The organism is Ralstonia sp. Ralssp135, assembly GCF_047304345.1.
Classification (GTDB): Bacteria; Pseudomonadota; Gammaproteobacteria; order Burkholderiales; family Burkholderiaceae; genus Ralstonia; species Ralstonia chuxiongensis.
Genome location: NZ_JBGLYZ010000054.1, coordinates 1 through 23,518, shown reverse-complemented (window position 1 = coordinate 23,518; position 23,518 = coordinate 1). Strand labels below are relative to the sequence as shown.

The window sequence follows — 23,518 nt, the reverse complement described above, 5'->3', positions numbered from 1 at the left end:
TTCATCGTTTTGTGCGCCCACACCCCGCCCCCCGCCTCCCCCGAAAAGAACTGCGCCCCCACTCGGCGGCCCCAAGCAGATGAAGCAAGAACGCGTTAGACCTTCTTGGCTGCCATCACGGCTTCCGACACGTTGCGCGGGGCTTCAGCGTAATGCTTGAACTCCATCGTGTACGTTGCACGGCCCTGACTGAGCGAACGCAGATTGGTGGAGTAGCCGAACATTTCAGCCAGCGGCACCTCGGCGTGCACGACCTTGCCGCCGCCGCCCGGAATGTCTTCCGTGCCTTGCACCATGCCGCGCCGCGACGACAGATCGCCGATCACGTTGCCCATGTAGTCTTCCGGCGTTTCCACTTCCACGGCCATCATCGGTTCAAGCAGGATGGGGCCGGCCTTGCGCATGGCGTCCTTGAAGGCCATTGAGCCAGCCATGCGGAAGGCGTTTTCGTTCGAATCCACGTCGTGGTATGAGCCGAAGGTCAGGCGTACCTTCACATCCACCACCGGGTAGCCCGCCAGCACGCCCGTGTTGAGCGTGTCACGGATGCCCTTGTCCACTGCCGGGATGAATTCACGCGGAATCACACCGCCCTTGATCTCGTCGACGAACTCGTAGCCCTTGCCGTCGTTCGGCTCCAGTGTGATGACTGCGTGGCCGTATTGGCCCCGTCCGCCCGATTGCTTGACGAACTTGCCTTCGACGTCTTCAGCGGCCTTCTTGATGGTTTCGCGGTAAGCCACCTGCGGCTTGCCGACGGTCGCTTCCACGCCAAACTCGCGCTTCATGCGGTCGACCAGGATTTCCAGGTGCAGTTCGCCCATGCCAGAAATAATGGTCTGGCCGGATTCTTCATCCGTCTTCACGCGGAACGACGGGTCTTCCTGTGCCAGTCGGTTCAGGGCGATGCCCATCTTTTCCTGGTCGGCCTTGGTCTTGGGCTCGACAGCCTGGCTGATGACGGGCTCGGGAAATTCCATGCGCTCCAGCACAATGACGTGCTCCGGGTCGCACAGCGTTTCGCCGGTCGTCACATCTTTCAGGCCCACGGCGGCGGCGATGTCACCGGCCAGCACCTCCTTGATCTCTTCGCGCTGGTTGGCGTGCATCTGCAGGATCCGGCCCAAGCGCTCGCGCTTACCCTTGACCGAGTTGTAGACCGTGTCGCCGGAGTTGATCTTGCCCGAATACACACGGAAGAACGCCAGCTGGCCGACGAACGGGTCGGTCATGATCTTGAAGGCGAGGGCGGCGAAGGGCTCGCTGTCGCTGGCGTGGCGCTCGAGCGGTTCGTCTTTCTCGCCGTGGCCCTGGATGGACGGAATGTCCACCGGCGAGGGCAGGTAGTCGACCACCGCATCGAGCATCGCCTGCACGCCCTTGTTTTTGAACGCGGAGCCGCACAGCATCGGCACGATCTCGCCGGCGATGGTGCGCTGGCGTAGGGCGCGCTTGATTTCCTCCTCTGACAGCGTCTCGCCGCCAAGGTATTTGTCGAGTAGGGCTTCATCGGCTTCGGCCGCGGCTTCGACCATCTTGTCGTGCCATTCCTGCGCGGTGGCCTTCAGCTCGTCGGGGATGTCGACGTACTCGAACTTGACGCCCTGGCTGGCGTCATCCCAGACGATGGCCTTCATCTTGACGAGGTCGACCACGCCGCGGAAATGATCTTCCGCACCGACGGGAATCTGGATCGGTACCGGGTTGCCTTTGAGGCGGTCGCGCATCTGGCGCTCGACGCGGAAGAAATCCGCACCGATGCGGTCCATCTTGTTGACGAACGCAATGCGCGGCACCTTGTATTTGTTGGCCTGGCGCCAGACCGTTTCGGACTGCGGCTGCACGCCGCCCACGGAGTCGTAGACCATGCACGCGCCGTCGAGCACGCGCATGGAGCGCTCCACCTCGATGGTGAAATCGACGTGGCCCGGGGTGTCGATGATGTTGATGCGGTATTCCTGGCGGTCCCCCGCCATGCCGCGCCACATGCAGTGCGTCGCGGCAGACGTGATGGTGATGCCGCGCTCCTGCTCCTGCTCCATCCAGTCCATCGTGGCCGCGCCGTCATGCACCTCGCCTATCTTGTGATTGACCCCGGTGTAGAACAGGATGCGCTCGGTCGTGGTGGTTTTGCCGGCGTCGATGTGCGCCGAGATGCCGATGTTGCGATAGCGCTCGATGGGGGTCTGGCGGGGCATGATGTTTCTCTTCCGTTGAAGGACACTCGCATCGCCGACTCCGCACCATGCGAAGGGCGAATGTGCGAGTGGGAACACATTATAGGATCGGTCCTAACCCATCGCATGTAGGGGTATTGGATGAGATTTCACCCCCTTGCCACCTCATATGCGAGTTGGTGCAGGCCCGCAAAGTCGAGCAGCTCGATTTCTCCGTACGCCAGCCTGAGGATGCCGCGCGCCTGGAAATCCTTCAAAACCTGGTTCACGGTTTGGCGAGACAGCGCAAGCAATTGCGCAAGCTGCTCCTGTGGCACGTGCAGCACACGCCGGGTGCCCAGGCGCAGGTCGCCGTAGCCGTCGGCCATCAGTAGCAGGCGCCGCGCCACGCGCACGGTGGCGGGCAGCAGGGCAGTCTCTTCTAGGACGATAAAGGTCAGGCGCAGCTTGTGGGTCAGCAGCAAGGCAAACGCATGCAGCAGCGCGGGTGAGCTCTCCAGCAACGCAATCAGCGCCGCTTGCGGCATGTGCAGCAATGTCGTATTGCCGTCGGCGCGTGCGTCATGCGTGCGGGGCTGGCGGTCGAACACCCCGATCTCGCCAAACCAGTTGACGGGTTCCAGCACGGCCAGTAAGGCTTCGCGGCCGTCTGCGCTGGTGGCGCCGATGCGGATCGTGCCTTCCACCACGCAGTACAGCCCGTCGGGCGCGTCGCCACGCTGAAAGAGGATCTCGCCAGCGCCCAGGCGACGCACCGCCGCAATGTCCATCAATGCGTCCTGCAAGGCCGCGTCGAGCGTGCCGAACCAACTGCTGGCGTGCAGGCGTTCGCGGTACGAGGCGGCGTCCAGCGCGCCGGATGCGGCGACGGGGTGGTCCATGACGGGCGGGCTGAGGGGCGACTGAGGAACGCTTCGGAAACGTGGAATTTGTCGGCTACGCGACAGAACGACGTGCCATCCACTGACTACGATGAAATGATCATAACGAGCGTGCGGCTGGAGCGTCCATGCTGCAAACGCACAAAAAATCCGGAGACCCCCATGCGGACCCTGTCTGACCATCTTTCCAACTACGCCGCCTATCACCTGGACGGTCGCAATATCGCCACGCACTTTGTCGGCATCCCGGCGATTGTGCTGGCCGTAGCGGTGCTGCTGTCGCGGCCCGTGCTGGCTGACCTGTCAGGTGTGCCTCTGACGCCCGCGCTGGCCGTGTTGGCCCTCACGACGTTGTTCTACCTGCGCTTGGATGCGGTGTTCGGCGTGGTGATGTTTGCCTTGATCGGCGTGTGCGTATGGGCCGGCAACCATGTGGCCGCGCATTCGACGGCGGCTTGGTTGTCAGTGGGCGTTGGCTTGTTCGTGATCGGCTGGATCATCCAGTTTGTTGGTCACTACTACGAAGGACGCAAGCCGGCGTTTGTTGATGACCTGGCGGGTCTGGTGATCGGCCCGCTGTTCCTCGTGGCCGAGACGGCATTTGCCCTGGGTTTGCGCGCGAAGTTGCGCGATGAGGTGGTCAGCCGTTCGCACGCCATGCGTGCCTCGATGGGCGGCAAGCACGCCGCCGCCTGAGTTGCTCACCCCGGGCTATTACCCTTCAAGCTTTGCGGCCGGCTGAAAGACCGGCGCGCGATTCTGTATGCCCGCCAGCACCGCCTCACGCTGATTGGCCCCGCCGATCAGCCGGTCTTGCTCGACCGACTCGGCCAGCAGAATGGCGGCGGTGTCGCCGTCTTCCACAACACGCATCAAGCGCTTGCCGGCGCGGATGGCGTCGGGGCTCTTCTGCGCAATGTCACAGGCTGCCGCCAGCGCTGCAGCGTGCGGATCGTCCACGACGTGCGTCGCCAGCCCCAGGGCGCAGGCTTCTTCGCCATTGACGACGCGGCCGCTGTAGATCAGTTCGCGCAGTCGATCCGGGCGGACCAGACCGCGCGTGAGCGCCATACCGCCCATGTCGGGCACCAAGCCCCATTTGATTTCCATGACCGACAGGCGCGTGTCGGCGGCTACGTAGCGCACGTCTGCGCCCAGCGCAATCTGCAAACCGCCGCCATACGCGACGCCATGCACCGCAGCCAATACCGGCACCGGCAAGTCGCGCCATACCGTGCAGGCGTACTGCGGCAGATTGGCCGCCCCATGCGTGCGCTTGGCAAGTCGGCCAGCGCTGACATCCGAATCCGCATTGTTGCTGCCGAGGCTCGCCATGCTGGCCATGTCCAGCCCCGCGCAGAAGGCACGCCCCTCACCCGAAAGCACCACGGCGCGTAGATCTGCCTCGTTCATCAGGCGCTCGCCGATGGTGACGAGCGCTTCGAACATGGCCGGGTCGATGGCGTTCATCTTCTCGGGGCGGTTGAGCCGGACTTCGGCCACGCCGGCGTCGATGTTGAGCAGGATGCGTTCAGTCATGAAAAAGTGTCCGTGTGAGGTCGGCGTCGAATCAGTCGGGGGCGATGACCAAAACATCGCGCTTGTTCTTCACTTGCGCCCAGTGCGCATGATCGGGCAGCGGCGGTTGCACCTTGGTCAGGCGGGGCCAGTCGGCGCGACGGGAGAGTTGTGCGTTCAAGGCGATGAAGTCCTGCTGGTCCGCTGGGACTTCGGCCACCGGATAGATCGCGCCCACCGGGCACTCCGGCACGCAGATCGAGCAATCGATGCATTCATCCGGATCGATCACCAGGAAATTCGGGCCGGCGTGGAAGCAGTCCATGGGGCAGACGGCGACGCAGTCGGTGTATTTGCACTGGATGCAAGACTCAGTAACTACATATGGCATAACTACGTGGGCTGTTCAAAACCTGTTTTGAATTCGTCCAAAATTATGCAGCATCAAGCTGAACCCCGTCAGGGGCACCCTGCGTGAGCTTGCATATACGGCTGCCATTTCATCTGAGGTGTGGCCCTAGCGGAGTGTTTTGGGGCGACGAGCCTAAGTCCACTGATGGCAATCCTGCAGCGCGCTCTCGCTGCTTGTGATGTGCGAAAGTCCGTGCGCGCGAGTTGCCAGCGCGACCCCGGCGCCGGAGCAGCGCGGGATACAGAGAAATCGAGGTATTTGCGGGAGAAGGGCAGGCGCTTGACGGGGCCGGTGTTTGTGCCCAGCCCCGAGGACGCTGTCACAGCTTCCGGTTCGCGCACGCGAGCGGTTAATCCAGTGAGCTAATCGGCCGAAGGCCTGAAGCTCCTGCCTCGGTTTATTGCGGCTGACGCCCCCGTCCGAGCGATAGCTTTTCCAACAACAATTCAACGTTGACCGGCTTGGGCAGGTGGTCGTCGAATCCGGCGGCAATCGCGGCGTCCCGATCCTGTAGGGAGGCCAGGCCGGTAAGCGCCAACGCGTAGATCCGTCGTCGCCCGCCTTCTTGTTGCCGAATGCTTCGCAGCAGCGCGTGGCCATCCGTTCCTGGCATCGCGAGATCGCTCACCAGAATGTCGAACGAACCAGCCCAGATGCACGTCAGTGCCTCTTTGGCTCCGGAGGCAGTCTGTACCTGCGCACCGAGGCTGCGAAGCAGATAGGTCAGGGCTTCCTGAGACTGCGTGTCGTCGTCGACCAGCAGCACCGACAAACCATCCAGCCGCTGGGCTCCGTTCGCCGCGCGCTCAGTGAACGCATGCTCATCAACGTGGGCCTGAATGAGCGGCAGGCGAACCGTCAGCCTAGTGCCACGACCTTCACCCTCGCTGCTCGCTGTCACGGTGCCCCCGTGCGCCGCAACCAGATGTTTGACGATCGACAGACCCAACCCGAGCCCGCCGTATTCACGCGTCCGACTGGTATCGGACTGCATGAAGCGGTCGAACAGCTGCGGCAGCAGTTCGGGTTTCACGCCGATGCCGTTGTCAGTGACGGAGAGTTCGACCAGCGTTCCGAGGCGGGTTAAGGCGACTTCGACCCGGCCACCCTCCGGCGTGAACTTCAAAGCATTGCCGATCAGATTGGACGCCACCTGTTGCAGACGGCGCGCATCGCCACTGACGACGGCCTTGGTTTGCAAGCCGGAGGTGATCAGTGTGATTTCCTTCTTGGCCGCTGCGGGCCGATGGCCTTCCACCACGGTACGGACGGCGGCTGCAAAGTCGATGGGCTTCACATCGAGCGAGAATCGGCCGGAAGAGATCCGGGACACATCCAGCAGGTCGTCGATCAGTTCGGCCTGCAACTGGCAATGGCGCAGGATCGTCTTGATGGCATGTTGATCCTTGTCTTCGCTGGCCGCCGGATTGCGCTCGCTGGCGGCCATGAGCACCGCAGCCCAAGTTGAGATTACGTTGAGGGGCGCCCGCAGTTCGTGCGAAACGAGGCCGAGAAAATTGTCCTTGGCAGTGTTAGCGCGTTCGGCTTCACACCGAGCGGCCTGCGCCGTGCTGACTGCCCGCTTGAGCTCGTCTATGTCCTGGAAGGCGAGCACTGCGCCGTCGATGCGATCATCTGCGGTACGGTAGGCGCGCACGTTGACCAGCCACCAGCGGCCCTCGCTGTCCTGGTACTCCTGCTCCAAGCCTGCCAGGCCTTGGACGGCGGACTGCACAATGTGCTCGACATCAGCGGCCGAGAAGAGGCGGTTCAGCTGTGCCAACGGCCGCCCGACGCTGTCTTCGGGCAAGCCAAACAGCGTCTGGGCCTGCGGCGAGAAATGGCGCAGGCACAATTGCCGATCAAGTAGCAGGACGGGCAGCGGGATGCCTTCGACAAGATTGCTCAAGTCGTCATTCGCCCTGTCGAGTTGATCGTTGCGCGATTTCAGTTCGACGTTCAGGGAGCCCAGCTCCTGGTTGGCTGACTCCAGCTCTTGCTTTGCCAGCAATAACTCTTCATTGGCGCTCTGGAGTTCTTCGTTGGTGCTGAGCATCTCCTCGTTGGCAGTCCTGAGCTCCTCGTTGGCCGACTCGAATTCTGCAACCACTGTCTTGAGCTGCGCCTGGGCAGCTTCGAGTTCATCTGACAACGTGGTGACGGTACGCTCAAGTTCCTGAACGCGGGTGTGGGGTGAGCCTGGGCTGGTGCTCTGAACGGCGATCGCGTCGTCTGGCAAGCGCTCCAGCGTGACCAAGAAATGCGGTACCAGGTCTTCGGCAACTAGCGGCAGCACGTCCAGCGCGAAGCGCGTGTCGCCAAGCGCCACGCGCTCTCGCCGCACCGGCTGACTTGTGCGCTTCGCTTCGATCAGCGCGGTGCGCACCGTCACGTTGAGTTCCGGCTGCAACAGGCGCGGCAGCGCCAGCGACGCTTCGCCGCTCGCGGGCGCGACGAAGCCCGACACGTCGCCGCAAAAGTGCACTACGTTACCGTTCTCATCGACGATGAAGCCGGGTGGCGCATACCGTTCGAGCGCGACCCGATTGGCGGCCTCAATAACCGGGTCGACGGGCTGCACACGGCGCACAGCAGGTGTACCGCCTTGGCTCGCCCATGGCCGCAGTGCGTCGATCGGGAAGGTCGCCTGCTGCCGCTTTGCTACGGGCACCTTACGGTAGAGGTGCGGTGCGCCGGCATGCTCGAAGCCATCGACTCCCGATGCTGCCTCGGCCCGGCCAAGCAACACGAAGCCATCTGGCCGACAGGCGTAGTGCAGCATCTCGAGCACATGCTGCTGTGCTTCTTTGCGCAAGTAGATAAGAAGATTGCGGCAACTGATGAGCCCCATGCCGGAGAAGGGTGCGTGGGTCAGCACGTTGTGCCGTGCGAAGACACACATATCCCGGATCGACTTGCGCACGACGTAGCCTCCGGACGTCGCTGCGAAGGTGCGCTCGCGAAACGCCTCCGGAACGTCGTCCACCGCGGCAATGCCATACCGGCCAGCGCGCGCAATCTCGATGGATGCTTCGTTGATGTCGGTGCCGAAGATTTGAACGCGGCGGTGTGGCGCTTCCCGGTCCAGCGCATCTTTCAGCAGCGTGGCGATCGTGTAGACCTCCTCGCCTGTCGAGCAAGCAGGCACCCATACGCGGATCGGATCGTGCTTCAGTTCCAGGAGGGCTGGTATCACCGTTTGCCTGAGCACGTTGACGAACTCGACATCGCGGAAGAAGGCGGTTACGCCAATGAGAATGTCATCTCGCAGTGCTTCGGCTTCCCGCGCATCCCCGCGCAGCAACTGCAGATAGCCGCCTACGTCGCGGTCCTTCTGTAGCAGCACACGGCGCAAGAATCGCCGGCGCAGGTTGACGTCCTTGACGTAGCTGAGGTTGATACCGGTCTTTTGCTGCACGACGGCGAGCGCAGTGCCGAGGGCGTCGGCATCGCCTGCCTGGGCGTTAGCGGTCTCGGGCTGGGGCGCTTCACCAAAGCGCCTGACCAGGCATTGCGCTATGTCTTCCGGTGGTAAAACCTCGTCGACCAGACCGGTGTCGATTGCCGCGGCCGGCATGCTTTGCTGGCTGGCCGACTGCGGCAGCTGGGCGATGACGAAGCCGCCGGAGGCTTTAAGGTCAACGAGGCCGCTGGCTCCATCTTGACCAATGCCGGAAAGGATGACCGCTGCGCCGTTGACGTCGGGATCCTGGGCGAGCGACGCCAAGCAGGCATCGATCGGCAGGTGAAGGCCAGCCTGCCGGCGCGTGAGCCGGAAATGACCGTCCAGTGCAATCACACCGGCGTTCTCGGGCAGCACATAGAACCGGTCGTGTTCAATTTTGCGCAGATGAGCGAGTCTTTCAACCGGCATGCTCGAATCCGCTTGGAGGATGCCGGCCAGTTGGCTCTCTTGGTTCGGGTCGAGATGCGTAATGACGAGTACCGCGAACCCGGGGTTTTCTGGCAGCGCGGCCGCAATCGTACGCAACGCATCCAGGCTACCCGCCGATCCTCCCAGCACCACCACCCGCAACAGCTCCGAAGGCATCGACGCCACGTCTGCACTCCTACCTTGTTGTAAACGTCGGCGCAGTCTATCCCGGCGATTTCCGCACATCAACCATACAAGACGCCCTTCACGCCTATGCGTGGTGCAGGTATCCCGGCAGTGACGTGGTGATTGTTTGAGAGTGACGCTGAAGCCGTGTTCGCTTGCCAGAGCGCACCCCATGCCGCGCCGACGCCAGTGCCCGCGCAGTTGAGGATCAGCCCCGCGCCAGCATGGGCGATGGAACCGCCGGCCGATGTGTGAGCTGCAAGGAGAGGATACGGCGGATCGTCCCGATCTCTTCGGCGGGGCGGAGGGATGCTGAGAAGCTGAGGTGGTTGCGGGGGCGGGAACGGGCTCTGGAGGCCACTGGTGCGTGCATCCAGTCGTAAAGATGCTGCCCCGGAGTGCCGATCGGCGAAACTACGCGGAAACCATTGACTTGCCCGGGATAAATCCATCAATGATGGACTCCGCCATCTTCGTTGCCGCCCGTCTGGCGATACCAATGCTCTCCCAATGATCGGCCTGCAGCGCGAAAATACGAGAATGCTCGTTACTGGGCGGCATCCCTTCCTGGCAAATCAACACGGAGGCACTGTAAGACCGATCAGGACGCCGCTCATGCCATTCACGTGGCGGGTCAAAGAGATAGATCAGGGGGTAAACATCGAACCCCTTGTAGCGGCAAGTCGGATAGGCATCCACAGCAATCTCCGTTGAAAGGGGTGGCCTCACTGTACGCTCTTTCCGCTTGCTCCATTGGACTATCCGCGAACGAGCGAATGCGGACGGCGCGGCTATTTATGCGCCACGTGATCCCGCTGGTTTGAGATCTCCTTGCCAAGGCTGCACGTGCATATCGAGGGTATGGTCACCTTGTGCGGTTTTCGCGTGGAGGCTGTCTCGGATAACTTGCGCGATGGCCAGGCGACACAAGCTTTCAATGCCGCCCCTGGCTGCCGAGGCTAAATCCGGCGCGTTCGCCAGCACCCTGAAGGACCGCCTTCCTTCCCCCACGAAACTGGTGAATTGGACACAGTTCGGCTCTCCATCGCGGACAAAGCCCACCGTGATGGAGTACGCCATGCCTTTTGCCGCTCCGGGAAGTGTGCAGAGAAAGCTGGTCTTGTCGGTCGCATGAATCATCTTGCTTCCTGGCTTGTCATGCGAGCAATACGCCTCGCCAACGCAATATCAAAAAAGCAGGGGCTTCAGAAATACGCCGCGCCCGTCACAGCGACGCCACCGATTCGCCGGGTACCAGACCATTGATGACGTCTTCGCCGAACTTCAGCGCCCCCCGCCTCGCGGTCCCGACATTCTCCCAAGCGGTGGGTGTCATTCGAAAAACGCGCGAATGCTCGGCTCCAGGTTGATGACCTGCTAGGCAGATCACTACAGATGCGTTGAATGTACGATCGGCACGCTTGCGCGGCCAAGACTGGGCAATCTCGGTCCTGTACACCAATGGATACAGGTCGAAACCTTTGTACGTGGCTGACGGGCTTGCGTTCATGAATGGCTCCAACCGATGGTGGGCGTGATCGATACCCGGCTGGATATCGACATTGACTGGCCACAGCAATCTGCTGATTGGCCGGGGGCAGTTATGAGTCCGTCCCCAAATGATCGACGGTGATCACGAGCATCCGATCTCCACGATCCGCTTGGGTATGCACGCCCAACTGCGCCCGTAGAAAACGGTCAAGCATGCGCTGCAACTGACCGAGGTCTTGCCGGTCTGCGTGCATCAACTGATTCATGGCATCGTGCGTAAACGTGATCGTCAACGTCCTCACGTGCCAGATACGGCTATCGAACTGAGGCACTTGCCAGTTTGCGCCGAGCACACTCGATTCGGAGTGCCAGGTCCGCACATCCTGCCCGGTAATTTCATCGAGCACCGGCTTGGTAAATGCGACAAGGTCGAGCATCACGGATCTCCATGACTTACATCGCCAGTCGGAGCATCAACGGGCGAACGTCCGTGTGCGGAACAGGAGGATGGTGGGGCCCACTGTACTCCCATATATGCACGGCTGCGTGTCGGGGCTGGCGCCAGATGAGTGAGCGACGAAAAAAAACCCCGCGTGGCGGGGTTTTTTTATTGCGCGCGAGACGGATCAGTTCGCCGTAATCTTGGTCGCGACCGGGCCTTTCTGGCCTACGCCCGATACAAAGCTGACTTTCTGCCCCTCTTGGAGCGACTTGAAGCCATTGCCCTGAACCTCAGAGAAATGAGCAAACAGATCGTTGCCGCCTGCGTCAGGGGTGATGAAGCCGAAGCCCTTGGAGTCGTTGAACCACTTTACGATACCGGTTTCCATGTTGGATTCCTTAAATGTTCTGGTCGAGCCCATGCTCACCAGGCATGACAATCAAGGAAGGAACAATGAGAAAAAGGTGTCGCCTAGCGTGCGTGACAACCCAGAACATCGGAGTAACTGCTTGAAAAGCCTGCGACGCAAGGTGTACCGGCATCGCAAGGTTATGTCAATCGAAAAGGCGATAAGACAGAGAATAAGCCATGAATGTGGATGGGGCCGCTCTTTGCAACCATTCCATGTTGTCCATGCACCGCCGCGTTCGGTAGTGAAAGTAGAGCAGTGGCATTCCATGGCTACACGCAACGCGAGCCATTGAGGCGGCCCAGAGAGCAGGAATTGCGAGAAGCTGTTACCATGCGCAACCTTTACCCGTTCTTCGAATTGATCGGGCTGGGTGCCTGGCAAGAAGACTAATCAATCGCTGGCCACCCGTCGGGCGTACACCCGAATCATCTTGGGCCACACGGTCCATCACCTACCTGACCGGCGGTTTATCCGCTCCGTACGCAGCGCGCATGTACTAGGCGTGCCAGCCTACGCAAGTACGGTCACCTCGTTGCCAATAGCTTGCGCCGTGCATTTGTATGCATGACCCAAAGGCGTTGGCCCTACCCATCGTGGCGTAGCTCATCAGCAGGAACTGGTTTGCTCAGGCGTTCCACGCCTGCATCAGCTCTCGCCCGAAATTCAGCAGTGTATTGAACAAAATCGACTCCCCGTACACGGTGTCCGTGTACCCAATTGAACAAGAACCCGGCGTCTGGTTTGCCACCTATCTCATCAATGAGTATAGGGACGGCACGGAACGTATCCTCGCCAACGTCTCGATGCGCCACAACGTACATGGAACGGAAGCACTCGCAACGAATGCTGCCCGGGTTGCAGGAAGAGCAGCCATCGCACGTCTGGCACCCCATCACAAGAACTGAACCGCTCAAGCCGCCCCGCGCGGCTTTTTTCCGCTTGCGGCAAGAGCAGGCGCAACACAGCAGTCAACAGGAAGGAAATCACCATGTCTGTTAGCGAAGAATGGGAAGAACTGCATCTGACGCCCGAGGGCTGGAAAGATGGCAGCTATCGACACGTACCTGGTGATGCCGTCATCGTCGCGCCACCGGCCAATGATGTACTGACCGTGCGCAGGCATGTTGCTGCCGTCTATGGCGGGCCGTCACGCGTGACAGAAGACAGAACACCGCGCACTGATGACCTGAGCCAGATCGAGCAATTGCTGTTGAAGTACGGCGCTCCTGTCTTTGGCGTCTAGACCGCAGACGAAGCGGACGAATGCTCGCGCGCTACATCGCGCCCACGTTATTTGAGAGAGAAACTGGCATGACACTCTGCCGCGCTTGCCTTGCGATTGAAGTCCACCGACTTGGTGCGTCAGGCCATGCCTTCTTACGAATCACCGACACCCAGCGCATCAAAGCTTCCAAGACAGCGGCCGTCACGGTGAGCACGTTTGCATGCCGCACGTGCGGCGCGAACTGGACCTACCGCGAAGGGAAAAACGTGCCCAACCCGGGATGGTCGCTGGAACAGTAAGCGCCTTCATTGGTTCGCTAGCCTCCGGTGTCTTGGCCTAAGCTCCGAGAAACGCTTGGCGGCGCGCCAGGCAACTGGCACCAGGAGTGCAACACCGTGCATCACCCATCCCAGTTCGCTCAGCGCGCGCTACCTATTCTCTTGAGGCTGTTCTCCTCGCTGCCGCTAGCTGTCATCCACAGCATCGGACGCGCGGGCGGGCGGCTCCTCTATGCCTTACCCGGTGGATATCGCCGCCATGTCCAGCGCAATGCTGCGCAGGCTGGCTTCGAAGCGCCCCGCTTTGCGCGGCAGGCAGCAGCAGAAACCGGTGCAATGATGAGCGAACTGCCACGGGTCTGGTTTCGTAGCGATGCATGCATGGCCCAGGTGACTTGCGAGGACTGGCACGTCATCGAGGAGGCTCTGGCCGAGCGCAATGGACTCATCATGCTCACGCCCCACCTGGGTTGCTTTGAGCTGGCTGCACGCTATATGGCACAACGCATTCCATTGACGATCATGTTTCGCCCGCATCGCAAAGCCGTGCTGCGCGGCCTGCTGGATGCCGTGCGCGCGACTTCGAACCTGAAGGCGGTGCCAGCAACCTCTGAAGGCGTTCGATCGTTCGTACGCGCCTTGCGCCAGGGGGACGCGGTCGGCCTTCTTCCCGATCAAGCCCCGAAGGGCGACGGTGTATGGGTCCCGTTCTTTGGCCGGCCGGCGTACACCATGACGCTGCCGGGCAAGCTCGCCAAGCAGACGAACGCGCCTCTGATCATCGCCGCCGGCGAGCGCCTGCCCGGCGGGCGCGGCTGGCGGATGCACGTGAAGCGCCTGACCGGGCCGCTTCCCGATGGCACCGAAGCTCAGGCAGCCTGGATCAATGCAGAAATGGAAGAGATGGTCAGGCGGTTTCCTCAGCAATACCTGTGGGGCTACAACCGATACAAGGTGCCTGCTGGTGCCCCAGCGGCTCCTACGGCCACTGTATAGGCGCATTTGTCCATTGCCTTGCCGATTCGGTGCCTGCGCAGGGCGAGACGGTCACCCATCTCGCGCAAATCGCAGAGCAAACGATTATCGTGGTGACGATTGTTGCCATCGTTGCCGCAGTCATGCTTGCATTCTTCATCACGCGCAGCATTACTGTGTCGCTCAGCTTTGCTGTCTCGGCAACCGAGGCTGCGCGCGCAGGTGAAGTCCGGGCACTTGCGCAACGTTCGGCCACGGCGGCGAAGGAAATCAAAGCCTTGATTACCGCCTCTGTCAGCAAGGTTGAAGATGGTGCCCAATTGGCGTCTGAGGCCGGGCGACAATGTCTGAGGTGACAACCGCTATTGCGCGCGTTACAGGCATCATGAGCGAGATCGCCGTAGCTTCAGTTGAACAGAGCAGAGGTACCGAGCAGATCAACCTTGCGATTGCCCAGATGGATGAGATGACGCAGCAGAATGCCGCGCTCGTGGAGCAGGCTGCGTCAGCGTCTGCTTCGTTGGAGGATCATGGGCGCCAGCTTCGCGATTCAGTCACATTCTTCCGCTTGGACAGCAGCGGGCACATGATTGCGGCGCCGGTCAGCGCGGTGAGAATGGCAAGGTGAGGCGCTCAATACCGCGCCTTTCTTAACTTGGCGCGACCGTATACACAGCCGTATCGGCCCTGATACCGAGGTCACGACGGAACGTTTCCGGATCGAATCCTTCCTGAATCTGCCGCGCCTCAATCGCGGATTTCGCGGCCTCCATCGCTTGGAGGCTGGTCCATTCGACGATGGACACCACGTTGAACTCGGTGGCGCCAGCGGTGTGCGTCAGCACTGAGCTTTTCAGGCAACCTGGTTGGGCGGCGAGCTGGGCCCTCGCTTGCTGGATACGCTCCATGAATGCCGGCATCGCGGCAGCCGGTACGGCGAAGCGACCAATGCGGAAAACCGCCATGTGTGAGTTGTCGGAAGCTTGTGCGGATGTCATGCTGAACCTCGTCATTAGGCGTGGATAAAAGATACCGCCGTACTCTAAAATCTCAAGTAAGGTTGAGGTCAAGAGGTTCGCGCATGAAAAAGCATCCCTTGGAAGAAATGGGTATTCCGCTCACGTTGAGCGTGGGTGAGGTATCCCGCCGCAGCGGCGTACCTGTGTCGACACTGCATTTCTATGAGGCCAAAGGCCTCATCGAGAGTCACCGCACGACAGGCAACCAGCGCCGATATTCGCGCGACGTCCTGCGCCGCGTAGCGTTTGTGCGTGTGGCGCAGCGTGTCGGAATTTCTTTGGGTGAGATAGCGGCCGGGCTGGACGAACTGCCCAAGGGCAGCATTCCGGACCGCGAAGCGTGGTCGCGATTGTCGACGACATGGCGCAGCGATCTTGATGAGCGCATCGCTCAACTCAAGAAGCTGCGCGACACATTGGACGATTGTATTGGCTGTGGCTGCTTGTCGATCGACCGGTGTCGCCTGCGCAATCCGCTGGATAAGCTAGCCCAGGAGGGGGCTGGGCCGCGACGACTGATGGTCAAACCTCTGAAATCGTAATGACGGTAAGTTACGGCGGTGTTCCGCAGACCTGTGCACGGTCTTGTCGTGGCCGATGCGTTCCAGCCAAGAAACGCCCACATCGGCGATTCCGGTGGGCGCGCAGCGCAGAAGCATCTGGAGCGCGCTTTCAGCTATCCGGGCAATCCCGCCAAGCTCAACGCTTGGCCCAGTTCCGAGGCGAGCGCGGGCGCACAGTCGATTCCGCTGAACTGTCGCTCGAGGCGGAAAGTCGGGTGCAATTCAAGCACGCGTGCCGCGGCAATTCGCGCCTCGCCCAGCAGATTGAGGCCGACCGATGGTCCGATCAGGATGACGTAGTTGATGCTGTGGCTCGGGTTTGATTGCACCGCCTGATATGCCGCTTTCGCTGCTGCCGGCAACGCGTCCTGAAGAAAGTGCCTCAATGCCTGCGCTCGATACGACACGGACGGACCAGCTATCGTCGGTCGGCACGTAGACGTCGTCGTGAGTATCGACAGGAGGCAGGGGGGGCTTACAGCAGCTTCTGCTTGCCTTGGCGTGAGGAGTGCGGCGTACCACTTATGACAGTCCCTCTGGCGGCCCGAGGAAGCGCAACGGGGCCGGCTCGCGTTCGTCTTTTCCGGCTTGCGGCCTATATTGGGTGTTACGGTCGGCATTGCTCGAGCGGAGGGGCGAATGAAACGCTTTTACACCTTCATCACGGTTTCAATGTTTGTGCTTACAGGACTAGCGCTTCAATCCTGCGTCGCATTGGGCGAAAAGCCGCTTGATGAGCAACTGGCCGGCGCCTGGACGTATGTCTCGGTCGATACTGTTCGCCCAGACGGCAGTCGCGCACCCATGTATGGGCCAAATCCGCAGGGCCTTGTCATCTTTGACGGCCACGGTCACTACGCGCTGGTGAACTCACGCGCCGACCTGCCAAAGTACGTCACCAACGACCGCATGAAGGGCAGTGCGGACGAGTATCGCGCGGTAGCGCAAGGTTCGATTGCGCACTTTGGGAGGTACGTCGTAAATGAAGCGGACAGAACCATCACCTTCCGCATTGAGACGAGCACATTCCCGAACTGGAACGGGGTAGAGCAGCGCAGGCCGTTCGTTCTCTCGGGAGATGAATTGCGATGGACCACGCCCGCCGCCTCGGGAGGGGGCTCCGGAGAAATTGTGCTGAAGCGAGCCAGATGACGCTGGCGGGCGGCACATGAATGCTTAGCCGGCGCCTTATGGAACGACCTCAGCGCAGATGTCTGTTGACTTGCGCAGCTTGATCGCCCGAGCCACGACCGGCTCTTTGGCATCGTCGGTCTTCAGGACGATGAGCATGCTGGCGTAGCGGGCTTTCCAGTTTGGCCCGAACGGACGCCCCAAGCCCCGTCAAGCTCAAGACGGTATGATCGCCAGCAGTCACGAGAATCTCTCGGCGACGATGCCAATGATGGCAAGGAGAGCCGCATGATCAAGGTCACCGTGATGTACCCGTACTCCGAAGGCGCGCGTTTCGACCACGCCTATTATCGCGACCGGCACATGCCGATGGTGAAGGCGAGGTTGGGCACTGCCTGCGCCTACTACACCGTCGAAAAAGGCTTGGCCGGTGGAGCGCCCGGTACACCGCCTGCCTTCGTGGCGATGTGCGCGTTGATCTGTGATTCGACCGAAGGCTTCCAGGCCGCCATGCAAGAGCACGGCGCCGAGATCTTGGGCGACATTGCCAATTACACCGACATCGCACCGGTGATTCAGGTCAGCGAGGTCGTGGTCGAGCGGTCGGATCGTTGAGCGCATCCTCTGGCATCGTGCGGCAAGCACGTGGAAAGCCGTTTTCTCCAAAACAGCCGATCCCAATCACCAGCGGACAGTCCTGCCGCGATAGTCGAGATATTCGAGGCCGGGCCGCCCCAGTTTGTTCAAAATCACGTTCACGACGCCCGGAACGCTTTCCTCGATTGACAATCGGCCCTCGGGGCCACCGAGGTCGGTGCGTACCCAACCCGGGGCGATCAGCAGCATGGCCAACGGCGTGTGCGCCTGGCGCGCGGCGAAGCTGCGCATGAACTGGTTCAGCGCCGCTTTGCTGCCACGATAGAGTTCGCGCTGGCCGGATTCGTTGTCGGCAATGCTGCCTTGCCCTGACGACATGATCCCGATCAGGCCGGCCGGCGGAACAAGATCGGCCATGCGTTCGACCACGCGCATCGGGCTGAGCGCATTGGTAATCATCAGCGCTACGAAATCCTCTGTGGAGACCTCGCCGATGGTCTGCGTCGGATCCGGATTGGTCGTCCCGGCATTGACGAACAGAACGTCGAACATCCGGCCGGACAGGCGCTCGCGCAGGGCCTGGATCCGCTCGGGCCGCGTGATATCCAGCGTTTCGATCGCGACCCGGCCCGGATGCGCATTGGCGAGATCATGCAAGAGCGTCCGGCTGCTGCCGGCGCGGACTGTGCCCACGACATTCCATCCGTTTTTCAGGAATTCGGCGGCCATGGCATAGCCAAGACCCCGTGAGGCGCCGATCAACAAGATGGTGGGCGTGTGGATGGGGGCGTTGGGCAAGGCGTTCTCCGGTGTGCGCGGTTGATGCAATCTATTGTCGGCAGAGCCTCCGCTTTGCACCAGACGCCTGGTAGACAATCCACGATTGCATCGGACGCCATGGTTGGATGCGTTTTCGATTATTCTGGCCGCATGTCACGCGTCGATCTCAACCTCCTGCCCGCACTGGACGCGTTGCTCAGCGAGCGTAGCGTTACCGGTGCGGCCCGGCGTCTGAATCTGAGCGTCTCGGCCATGAGCCGCACGCTTTCGCGCTTGCGCGTCGCAACGGGCGATCGCTTGCTGTTGCAGGCTGGCCGCGCGCTGGTGCTGACACCTTATGCCGAGCAACTGAGCCAGCGTATTCCTGCACTGGCCCGTGAAGCAGAGGCGGCGCTCAGCCGTGCTGAACATCGGTTCGACGTGGCCACCCTTGAGCAATGCTTCACCGTGCGCGCGGGTGAGGGCTTCGTCGATCTGCTTGGCGCGGCGTTGATGGATCGCCTCCAACGCGCTGCGCCCGGCGTGCAAGTCCGCTTCACGCCCAAGCCGGACTGGAACGCGCAGCCGTTGCGGGACGGTGCGATTGATCTGGAGATCGGTATTGTCCGGACGGCTGCCCCTGAAGTCCGTACGCGGCCGCTTTTCCGCGATCGCTATGTCGGCGTGTGTCGCGCGGGCCATCCTCTCTTGGGCGATGCGCGCATCAGCCTGGAACAATGGGCAGCATGCGGCCACGTCATGGTTTCGCGTACAGGCCAAACGGAAAATGCGATCGACGTGTCATTGGAGCCGCCAAACCTTCGGCGGAAGGTGGCAGTCGTGGTGCCGTCCTATTTGAGCGCGATGCAACTGGCGCGCCATTCGGACTTATTCGCCGTCGTTCCGCATTCCTGCCTGGGGAATGCATTTGTAGCGGATTTCGCGGCGGCCAACGGGTTGCAGTATTTCGAACTGCCGCTGGCTATACCCGCTTTCACCATTTCAGAGATCTGGCACCCGCGCCTTGACCACGATCCGGCGCATCAATGGTTTCGCACTGAAGTTCTAGAGCTGTGCCGGGCGGCATATCCGCAGAATCCGCTCGAGATACGCGCTGAAGGCAGGTAGACCGTTATCGCTGGACAGGGCGCGTGTGTTCGCTTGGGGGCCGGTACCCAAAATATGCGGACGTCCGCCCATGCCGCCATGCATCGCCGAAACTCAGCGCCATGGCGGGATAGGGCTTGTCGCTCCGTTCGAGGTGTATTGCCGTCTTCTCAGGCAGTCGCGGAGAACAGGCTTCCCGAGCTCTTGCCTTCCGCTTGCTGTGCCTGTGCAAGTTGGCCGATTGCGGTTTCAAGTGCCGCAGAGACCGAGCTTGCCTCCGTCGACAGCGCCTGCAGCCGCGCAGCCGCTTCCTTGTCGACAGTGGCTTGTTTCGATTCGGCTTCCATCTGGCGTTGCAATGCTGAAAGCCGCTGCCGCAGCGCATTGATCTGCGCTTTCAACTGCTTGACCACGGGGCTGTCGCTGGACGTGCCCGCGTCGCTCGATGTTGGATTCAGGCCAGTCGATGATTGCGCTTGGTCCTTGTTCGAGCGGGTGTCGTTGCCTTTCGAGGTGGAGGTGGATGTGACCGCAGCTTCATTCCCTGCTGAGGCGCTAGATGGGCGGCTCGCCGCAGGCGGCGCGGCGTTGGGCGTGAGTGAGGGATCGACTCGCATAGCTGATTCTTCTTGTTTGAATGTCGGCAGGCGTGATGTGCTTGCCGCTATACATCGGACTCTTCTTCGGCATGTTCGCCTGGAACTTGAGGAAGGCCGAAGCGGCTTCACTGCGGGCATTGCTCAGAAGCCGATGGCGCTCCGGGGGAAGGACGCTGCCACCTCCCGGTCTTCACCAGTGCTGGTCGTAGGTGCCTTTGCCGTTCAGCTTGTCGACCATTTCCGAGAGCCAGCGCTCCTCTTGAAGCGCTCTGCGCAGTGCGTACAGGGCGGCGCCCTGCGGGTTGTCAGGGTAGACGAAGCAGTGTTCAGCCTCCACGCGCCAGGCGTTGTATGCGACGACGTGGAGGGCGCGGATCTCCCACAGCAGACGGATCACGGTTTCGTTGTCGCGGTGCTCTTGGGCCAGCGTTTTGAGTTCGGCAAGGGTCAGCGCGGGAAAGCGCTCGCGGATGGGTTTCGACATGGGCGCATCGTCACCACTTGCGAGCGACGCGCATCGTCCGGCGCTCATGTGGGGTGGGCTCGTCGGTGAGCGACGCGCGGTACGCCTCCTGCGCAGCTTTGCCCTCTTGGAACCATGTCTCCACCGCGAGTTCGCTATGCAGCGCCTCGACGGCAATGCTGAAGGCGTCTGTTCGACCGCCCGGGCCAGCTGCCTCTGCCACCTGATGTGCGCGCCAGACGAGGTTGCGCAGCGCCTGCACTTCCATTAGCAACCGCCGCACGACCGGGTCATGGCCGTAGCGATCGCCAATGAGCGCGAGCTGCGCGTTCGTGAGCGCGGGGTATTCGATGCGAAGGGGATAGGGCATGGTTCAGACACTGTATGTTTATACAGTATCGTGGGCCGCGCCGAACGCGTCAACGTAGACAATGCAGACGTGGACGAGGCGACACTTGGCACGCCTTGAGGTGCTTCCTGGCGCTGCATGCTGTGCAGGAAATCGTTCCAACAAGCAGCATCGGGCCGCGGAAGACGGCGGGTTTGCTTGACTCTTATATAAGATATAAGACATTTGACCGTGTGGGGTATTGCGATTAGAATCGCGCCCAAGCGGCGCCCGGACCAGCCTCGGGGTGCCTGAAAAGATTCCCTGTAACGTCATCTCAGCAGGTCTCCCATGCTTGAAAACTTTCGCGCTCACGTGGCCGCCCGCGCCGCGCTCGGTATTCCTCCCCTGCCGCTGACGGCTCAGCAGACCGCCGAACTGGTCGAACTGCTGACGAACCCGCCCGCAGGCGAAGAGCAGACGCTGCTCGATCTGATTACCCATCGCGTGCCCGCTGGCGTGGACGAAGCCGCTCGCGTCAAGGCCGGCTTCCTGGCCGCCGTGGCCAAGGGTGAAACTGCCTGCCCGCTGATCTCGCGCAGCCGCGCCACCGAACTGCTTGGCACGATGCTGGGCGGCTACAACATCCAGCCGCTGATCGAGCTGCTGTCCGATGACGCCGTGGCCGCTGTGGCCGCCGACGCGCTGAAGAAAACCCTGCTGATGTTCGACCAGTTCCATGACGTGAAGGAACTCGCCGACAAGGGCAACGTGCACGCCAAAGCCGTGCTGCAGAGTTGGGCCGACGCCGAATGGTTCACGAGCCGTCCGGAAGTGCCGGAAAGCCTGACCATCACCGTCTTCAAGGTGACGGGCGAAACCAACACCGACGACCTGTCGCCGGCACCGGACGCCACCACCCGCCCGGACATCCCGATGCACGCGCTGGCGATGCTTAAGAACGCGCGCCCCGGCATCACGCCGGAAGAAGACGGCAAGCGCGGCCCGGTCAAATTCATTGAATCCCTGAAGGAAAAGGGTCACCTGGTCGCCTACGTGGGCGACGTGGTCGGCACCGGCTCCTCGCGCAAGTCGGCCACCAACTCGGTGCTGTGGTTCACGGGTGAAGACATCCCCTACGTTCCGAACAAGCGTTTCGGCGGCGTGTGCCTTGGCGGCAAGATCGCCCCGATCTTCTACAACACGATGGAAGATGCCGGCGCGCTGCCGATCGAACTCGACGTGTCGCAGATGAACATGGGCGACGTGGTCGAGCTGCGCCCGTACGAAGGCAAGGCGCTGAAGGACGGCAACGTGATCGCCGAATTCCAGGTCAAGTCCGAGGTGCTGTTTGACGAAGTGCGCGCCGGCGGCCGCATTCCGCTGATCATCGGCCGTGGCCTGACCGCCAAGGCGCGTGAAGCGCTGGGCCTCGCACCGTCGACGCTGTTCCGCCTGCCGCATCAGCCGGCCGACAGCGGCAAGGGCTTCTCGCTCGCGCAGAAGATGGTTGGCCGCGCGTGCGGCCTGCCGGAAGGCCAGGGTATCCGCCCGGGCACGTACTGCGAACCGAAGATGACCTCGGTCGGCTCTCAGGACACTACGGGCCCGATGACCCGCGACGAACTGAAGGATCTGGCGTGCCTCGGCTTCTCGGCCGACCTCGTCATGCAGTCGTTCTGCCACACCGCCGCTTATCCGAAGCCGGTGGACGTGAAGACGCACCAGACGCTGCCGAACTTCATCAGCACGCGCGGCGGCATTGCGCTGCGCCCGGGCGATGGCGTGATCCACTCGTGGCTGAACCGCATGCTGCTGCCCGACACCGTCGGCACCGGCGGCGACTCGCACACGCGCTTCCCGATCGGCATCAGCTTCCCGGCAGGCTCGGGCCTGGTCGCGTTCGCGGCGGCCACCGGCACGATGCCGCTGGACATGCCGGAATCGGTGCTGGTTCGCTTCAAGGGCAAGATGCAGCCGGGCGTTACGCTGCGTGACCTCGTCAACGCGATTCCGCTGTACGCGATCAAGCAAGGCATGCTGACGGTCGCCAAGCAAGGCAAGAAGAACATCTTCTCGGGCCGCATCCTCGAAATCGAAGGCCTGCCTGACCTGAAGGTCGAGCAAGCGTTCGAGCTGTCGGATGCGTCTGCCGAGCGTTCGGCCGCCGGTTGCACGGTGCACCTGAACAAGGAACCGATCATCGAATACCTGAACAGCAACATCACGCTGCTCAAGTGGATGATCGCGCAGGGCTACCAAGACCCGCGCAGCCTGCAACGCCGCATCAAGGCGATGGAGCAATGGCTGGCCGATCCGCAACTGCTGCAGCCGGATGCCGATGCTGAGTACGCTGCTGTCATCGAGATCGACCTGGCCGACATCCACGAGCCGATCGTTGCCTGCCCGAACGATCCGGACGACGTGAAGACGCTGTCCGACGTGGCCGGCGCCAAGATCGACGAAGTGTTCATCGGCTCGTGCATGACCAACATCGGCCACTTCCGTGCGGCGTCGAAGCTGCTGGAAGGCAAGCGCGACATTCCGGTCAAGCTGTGGGTCGCGCCGCCGACCAAGATGGACCAGAAGCAACTGACCGAAGAAGGCCACTACGGCGTGTTCGGCACGGCCGGTGCCCGCACCGAAATGCCGGGCTGCTCGCTGTGCATGGGCAACCAGGCACAGGTGCGCGAAGGCGCGACGGTGATGTCGACGTCGACCCGTAACTTCCCGAACCGCCTGGGCAAGAACACGAATGTGTATCTGGGCTCGGCGGAACTGGCGGCAATCTGCTCGCGTCTGGGCAAGATTCCGAGCAAGGAAGAGTACATGGCCGACATGGGCGTGCTCACCGCGAACGGCGACAAGATCTACCAGTACATGAACTTCGACCAGATCGAAGACTTCAAGGAAGTGGCCGACACCGTGCAGATGTAAAGGTGTTTCGCGACTGCGGTGGGTCGTTCCCGCCGTAGTCAAATGAAAAGGCGCCCAGGGGTGGATTGCCGCGGGGCCGGTTTTTTTTTTTGGTTGTGAAGATTAAACCCCCGGGGGAAAACAAAAAGGGGCACCCGCCCCCCA

Annotated in this window: 25 protein-coding genes and 1 pseudogene; 11 read left to right on the top strand and 15 right to left on the bottom strand. The window is 61.7% G+C overall.

Annotated features, from left to right (window positions below):
• Window positions 1-95 precede the first annotated feature (95 nt).
• Window positions 96-2,198, bottom strand: coding sequence for an elongation factor G (fusA, locus tag ACCD03_RS23795; RefSeq protein ID WP_316679348.1), 2,103 nt, complete (start codon window positions 2,196-2,198; stop codon window positions 96-98).
• 128 nt (window positions 2,199-2,326) lie between these two features.
• The gene (locus ACCD03_RS23790; RefSeq protein WP_413413101.1) at window positions 2,327-3,058 is read right to left on the bottom strand and encodes a Crp/Fnr family transcriptional regulator; all 732 of its coding nucleotides are present in this window, start codon (window positions 3,056-3,058) and stop codon (window positions 2,327-2,329) included.
• 162 nt (window positions 3,059-3,220) lie between these two features.
• Here ACCD03_RS23790 and ACCD03_RS23785 point away from each other — a divergent pair, with 162 nt between their 5' ends.
• Window positions 3,221-3,754, top strand: a complete 534-nt coding sequence (locus ACCD03_RS23785) for a DUF962 domain-containing protein (RefSeq protein WP_253534162.1) — start codon at window positions 3,221-3,223, stop codon at window positions 3,752-3,754.
• Between the two features lie 18 nt (window positions 3,755-3,772).
• On the opposite strand, the gene ACCD03_RS23780 is transcribed toward ACCD03_RS23785, so the two are convergent.
• The 8 genes from ACCD03_RS23780 to ACCD03_RS23745 all read right to left on the bottom strand — a co-directional run bounded on the left by ACCD03_RS23780 (window position 3,773) and on the right by ACCD03_RS23745 (window position 11,369).
• Window positions 3,773-4,597: a crotonase/enoyl-CoA hydratase family protein gene (locus tag ACCD03_RS23780; protein WP_413413100.1), complete on the bottom strand. Its 825-nt coding sequence runs from the start codon at window positions 4,595-4,597 to the stop codon at window positions 3,773-3,775.
• A gap of 31 nt (window positions 4,598-4,628) precedes the next feature.
• Window positions 4,629-4,967, bottom strand: coding sequence for a ferredoxin FdxA (fdxA, locus tag ACCD03_RS23775; protein ID WP_413413099.1), 339 nt, complete (start codon window positions 4,965-4,967; stop codon window positions 4,629-4,631).
• Between the two features lie 418 nt (window positions 4,968-5,385).
• Complete coding sequence (locus ACCD03_RS23770) at window positions 5,386-9,048, bottom strand: CheR family methyltransferase (RefSeq protein ID WP_413413098.1); 3,663 nt, start codon at window positions 9,046-9,048, stop codon at window positions 5,386-5,388.
• Window positions 9,049-9,462: 414 nt separating this feature from the next.
• Complete coding sequence (locus ACCD03_RS23765) at window positions 9,463-9,747, bottom strand: hypothetical protein (protein ID WP_045204068.1); 285 nt, start codon at window positions 9,745-9,747, stop codon at window positions 9,463-9,465.
• Between the two features lie 96 nt (window positions 9,748-9,843).
• Window positions 9,844-10,188 carry a hypothetical protein gene (locus ACCD03_RS23760; protein ID WP_316679355.1) on the bottom strand — a complete coding sequence of 115 codons (345 nt, stop codon included), beginning with the start codon at window positions 10,186-10,188 and terminating at the stop codon, window positions 9,844-9,846.
• A gap of 85 nt (window positions 10,189-10,273) precedes the next feature.
• Entirely contained in the window at window positions 10,274-10,558 is a 285-nt protein-coding gene (locus ACCD03_RS23755; RefSeq protein ID WP_045204016.1) for a hypothetical protein, read from the bottom strand.
• Between the two features lie 91 nt (window positions 10,559-10,649).
• A complete protein-coding gene (locus tag ACCD03_RS23750) occupies window positions 10,650-10,976 on the bottom strand; it encodes a hypothetical protein (protein ID WP_253534166.1) in 327 nt (108 codons plus the stop codon).
• A 189-nt stretch (window positions 10,977-11,165) separates the two neighbouring features.
• Window positions 11,166-11,369, bottom strand: a complete 204-nt coding sequence (locus ACCD03_RS23745) for a cold-shock protein (RefSeq protein ID WP_045204014.1) — start codon at window positions 11,367-11,369, stop codon at window positions 11,166-11,168.
• 698 nt (window positions 11,370-12,067) lie between these two features.
• Here ACCD03_RS23745 and ACCD03_RS23740 point away from each other — a divergent pair.
• The 5 genes and pseudogenes from ACCD03_RS23740 to ACCD03_RS23720 form a co-directional block, all read left to right on the top strand.
• Complete coding sequence (locus ACCD03_RS23740; RefSeq protein ID WP_080693703.1) at window positions 12,068-12,298, top strand: isochorismatase; 231 nt, start codon at window positions 12,068-12,070, stop codon at window positions 12,296-12,298.
• An 83-nt stretch (window positions 12,299-12,381) separates the two neighbouring features.
• Window positions 12,382-12,636 carry a hypothetical protein gene (locus tag ACCD03_RS23735; protein WP_024978474.1) on the top strand — a complete coding sequence of 85 codons (255 nt, stop codon included), beginning with the start codon at window positions 12,382-12,384 and terminating at the stop codon, window positions 12,634-12,636.
• 68 nt (window positions 12,637-12,704) lie between these two features.
• Window positions 12,705-12,917, top strand: coding sequence for a hypothetical protein (locus ACCD03_RS23730; RefSeq protein ID WP_024978473.1), 213 nt, complete (start codon window positions 12,705-12,707; stop codon window positions 12,915-12,917).
• A 96-nt stretch (window positions 12,918-13,013) separates the two neighbouring features.
• Complete coding sequence (locus tag ACCD03_RS23725; protein WP_413413097.1) at window positions 13,014-13,892, top strand: lysophospholipid acyltransferase family protein; 879 nt, start codon at window positions 13,014-13,016, stop codon at window positions 13,890-13,892.
• 197 nt (window positions 13,893-14,089) lie between these two features.
• Window positions 14,090-14,499: pseudogene (locus ACCD03_RS23720) on the top strand (methyl-accepting chemotaxis protein); the annotation flags it as partial.
• A gap of 22 nt (window positions 14,500-14,521) precedes the next feature.
• On the opposite strand, the gene ACCD03_RS23715 reads toward ACCD03_RS23720, so the two are convergent.
• Window positions 14,522-14,869: an antibiotic biosynthesis monooxygenase gene (locus ACCD03_RS23715; protein WP_413413096.1), complete on the bottom strand. Its 348-nt coding sequence runs from the start codon at window positions 14,867-14,869 to the stop codon at window positions 14,522-14,524.
• 83 nt (window positions 14,870-14,952) lie between these two features.
• Here ACCD03_RS23715 and soxR point away from each other — a divergent pair, with 83 nt between their 5' ends.
• From soxR to ACCD03_RS23700, 3 genes are all read left to right on the top strand, one after another.
• Window positions 14,953-15,432, top strand: a complete 480-nt coding sequence (soxR, locus tag ACCD03_RS23710) for a redox-sensitive transcriptional activator SoxR (protein ID WP_316679365.1) — start codon at window positions 14,953-14,955, stop codon at window positions 15,430-15,432.
• 660 nt (window positions 15,433-16,092) lie between these two features.
• Window positions 16,093-16,605: a lipocalin-like domain-containing protein gene (locus ACCD03_RS23705; protein ID WP_045204011.1), complete on the top strand. Its 513-nt coding sequence runs from the start codon at window positions 16,093-16,095 to the stop codon at window positions 16,603-16,605.
• Between the two features lie 267 nt (window positions 16,606-16,872).
• Window positions 16,873-17,199: an EthD family reductase gene (locus ACCD03_RS23700; RefSeq protein ID WP_413413095.1), complete on the top strand. Its 327-nt coding sequence runs from the start codon at window positions 16,873-16,875 to the stop codon at window positions 17,197-17,199.
• 66 nt (window positions 17,200-17,265) lie between these two features.
• Here the strand turns inward: ACCD03_RS23700 and ACCD03_RS23695 are convergent, their stop codons facing one another.
• Window positions 17,266-17,979 (bottom strand): SDR family NAD(P)-dependent oxidoreductase, encoded by a 714-nt coding sequence (locus tag ACCD03_RS23695; RefSeq protein WP_413413094.1) that lies wholly within the window; start codon window positions 17,977-17,979, stop codon window positions 17,266-17,268.
• Between the two features lie 132 nt (window positions 17,980-18,111).
• On the opposite strand from ACCD03_RS23695, the gene ACCD03_RS23690 reads away from it, so the two are divergent.
• The gene (locus ACCD03_RS23690) at window positions 18,112-19,068 is read left to right on the top strand and encodes a LysR family transcriptional regulator (protein ID WP_413413093.1); all 957 of its coding nucleotides are present in this window, start codon (window positions 18,112-18,114) and stop codon (window positions 19,066-19,068) included.
• Window positions 19,069-19,217: 149 nt separating this feature from the next.
• On the opposite strand, the gene ACCD03_RS23685 is transcribed toward ACCD03_RS23690, so the two are convergent.
• The 3 genes from ACCD03_RS23685 to ACCD03_RS23675 form a co-directional block, all read right to left on the bottom strand.
• Window positions 19,218-19,664 (bottom strand): hypothetical protein, encoded by a 447-nt coding sequence (locus tag ACCD03_RS23685; RefSeq protein WP_413413092.1) that lies wholly within the window; start codon window positions 19,662-19,664, stop codon window positions 19,218-19,220.
• Between the two features lie 172 nt (window positions 19,665-19,836).
• Window positions 19,837-20,130, bottom strand: coding sequence for a hypothetical protein (locus tag ACCD03_RS23680; RefSeq protein ID WP_325650511.1), 294 nt, complete (start codon window positions 20,128-20,130; stop codon window positions 19,837-19,839).
• Between the two features lie 10 nt (window positions 20,131-20,140).
• Window positions 20,141-20,479 carry a hypothetical protein gene (locus tag ACCD03_RS23675; RefSeq protein WP_045204007.1) on the bottom strand — a complete coding sequence of 113 codons (339 nt, stop codon included), beginning with the start codon at window positions 20,477-20,479 and terminating at the stop codon, window positions 20,141-20,143.
• 309 nt (window positions 20,480-20,788) lie between these two features.
• Here ACCD03_RS23675 and acnB point away from each other — a divergent pair, with 309 nt between their 5' ends.
• Entirely contained in the window at window positions 20,789-23,374 is a 2,586-nt protein-coding gene (gene acnB / locus ACCD03_RS23670) for a bifunctional aconitate hydratase 2/2-methylisocitrate dehydratase (RefSeq protein ID WP_413413091.1), read from the top strand.
• Window positions 23,375-23,518: the final 144 nt, after the last annotated feature.

Bases quoted from the DNA above. Each gene is read 5' to 3' on its own strand.
- fusA (WP_316679348.1), bottom strand. From the start codon at position 2,198: ATGCCCCGCCAGACCCCCATCGAGCGCTATCGCAACATCGGCATCTCG.
- ACCD03_RS23790 (WP_413413101.1), bottom strand. From the start codon at position 3,058: ATGGACCACCCCGTCGCCGCATCCGGCGCGCTGGACGCCGCCTCGTAC.
- ACCD03_RS23785 (WP_253534162.1), top strand. From the start codon at position 3,221: ATGCGGACCCTGTCTGACCATCTTTCCAACTACGCCGCCTATCACCTG.
- ACCD03_RS23780 (WP_413413100.1), bottom strand. From the start codon at position 4,597: ATGACTGAACGCATCCTGCTCAACATCGACGCCGGCGTGGCCGAAGTC.
- fdxA (WP_413413099.1), bottom strand. From the start codon at position 4,967: ATGCCATATGTAGTTACTGAGTCTTGCATCCAGTGCAAATACACCGAC.
- ACCD03_RS23760 (WP_316679355.1), bottom strand. From the start codon at position 10,188: ATGATTCATGCGACCGACAAGACCAGCTTTCTCTGCACACTTCCCGGA.
- ACCD03_RS23755 (WP_045204016.1), bottom strand. From the start codon at position 10,558: ATGAACGCAAGCCCGTCAGCCACGTACAAAGGTTTCGACCTGTATCCA.
- ACCD03_RS23750 (WP_253534166.1), bottom strand. From the start codon at position 10,976: ATGCTCGACCTTGTCGCATTTACCAAGCCGGTGCTCGATGAAATTACC.
- ACCD03_RS23745 (WP_045204014.1), bottom strand. From the start codon at position 11,369: ATGGAAACCGGTATCGTAAAGTGGTTCAACGACTCCAAGGGCTTCGGC.
- ACCD03_RS23735 (WP_024978474.1), top strand. From the start codon at position 12,382: ATGTCTGTTAGCGAAGAATGGGAAGAACTGCATCTGACGCCCGAGGGC.
- ACCD03_RS23730 (WP_024978473.1), top strand. From the start codon at position 12,705: ATGACACTCTGCCGCGCTTGCCTTGCGATTGAAGTCCACCGACTTGGT.
- ACCD03_RS23715 (WP_413413096.1), bottom strand. From the start codon at position 14,869: ATGACATCCGCACAAGCTTCCGACAACTCACACATGGCGGTTTTCCGC.
- soxR (WP_316679365.1), top strand. From the start codon at position 14,953: ATGAAAAAGCATCCCTTGGAAGAAATGGGTATTCCGCTCACGTTGAGC.
- ACCD03_RS23705 (WP_045204011.1), top strand. From the start codon at position 16,093: ATGAAACGCTTTTACACCTTCATCACGGTTTCAATGTTTGTGCTTACA.
- ACCD03_RS23700 (WP_413413095.1), top strand. From the start codon at position 16,873: ATGATCAAGGTCACCGTGATGTACCCGTACTCCGAAGGCGCGCGTTTC.
- ACCD03_RS23690 (WP_413413093.1), top strand. From the start codon at position 18,112: ATGTCACGCGTCGATCTCAACCTCCTGCCCGCACTGGACGCGTTGCTC.
- ACCD03_RS23685 (WP_413413092.1), bottom strand. From the start codon at position 19,664: ATGCGAGTCGATCCCTCACTCACGCCCAACGCCGCGCCGCCTGCGGCG.
- ACCD03_RS23680 (WP_325650511.1), bottom strand. From the start codon at position 20,130: ATGTCGAAACCCATCCGCGAGCGCTTTCCCGCGCTGACCCTTGCCGAA.
- ACCD03_RS23675 (WP_045204007.1), bottom strand. From the start codon at position 20,479: ATGCCCTATCCCCTTCGCATCGAATACCCCGCGCTCACGAACGCGCAG.
- acnB (WP_413413091.1), top strand. From the start codon at position 20,789: ATGCTTGAAAACTTTCGCGCTCACGTGGCCGCCCGCGCCGCGCTCGGT.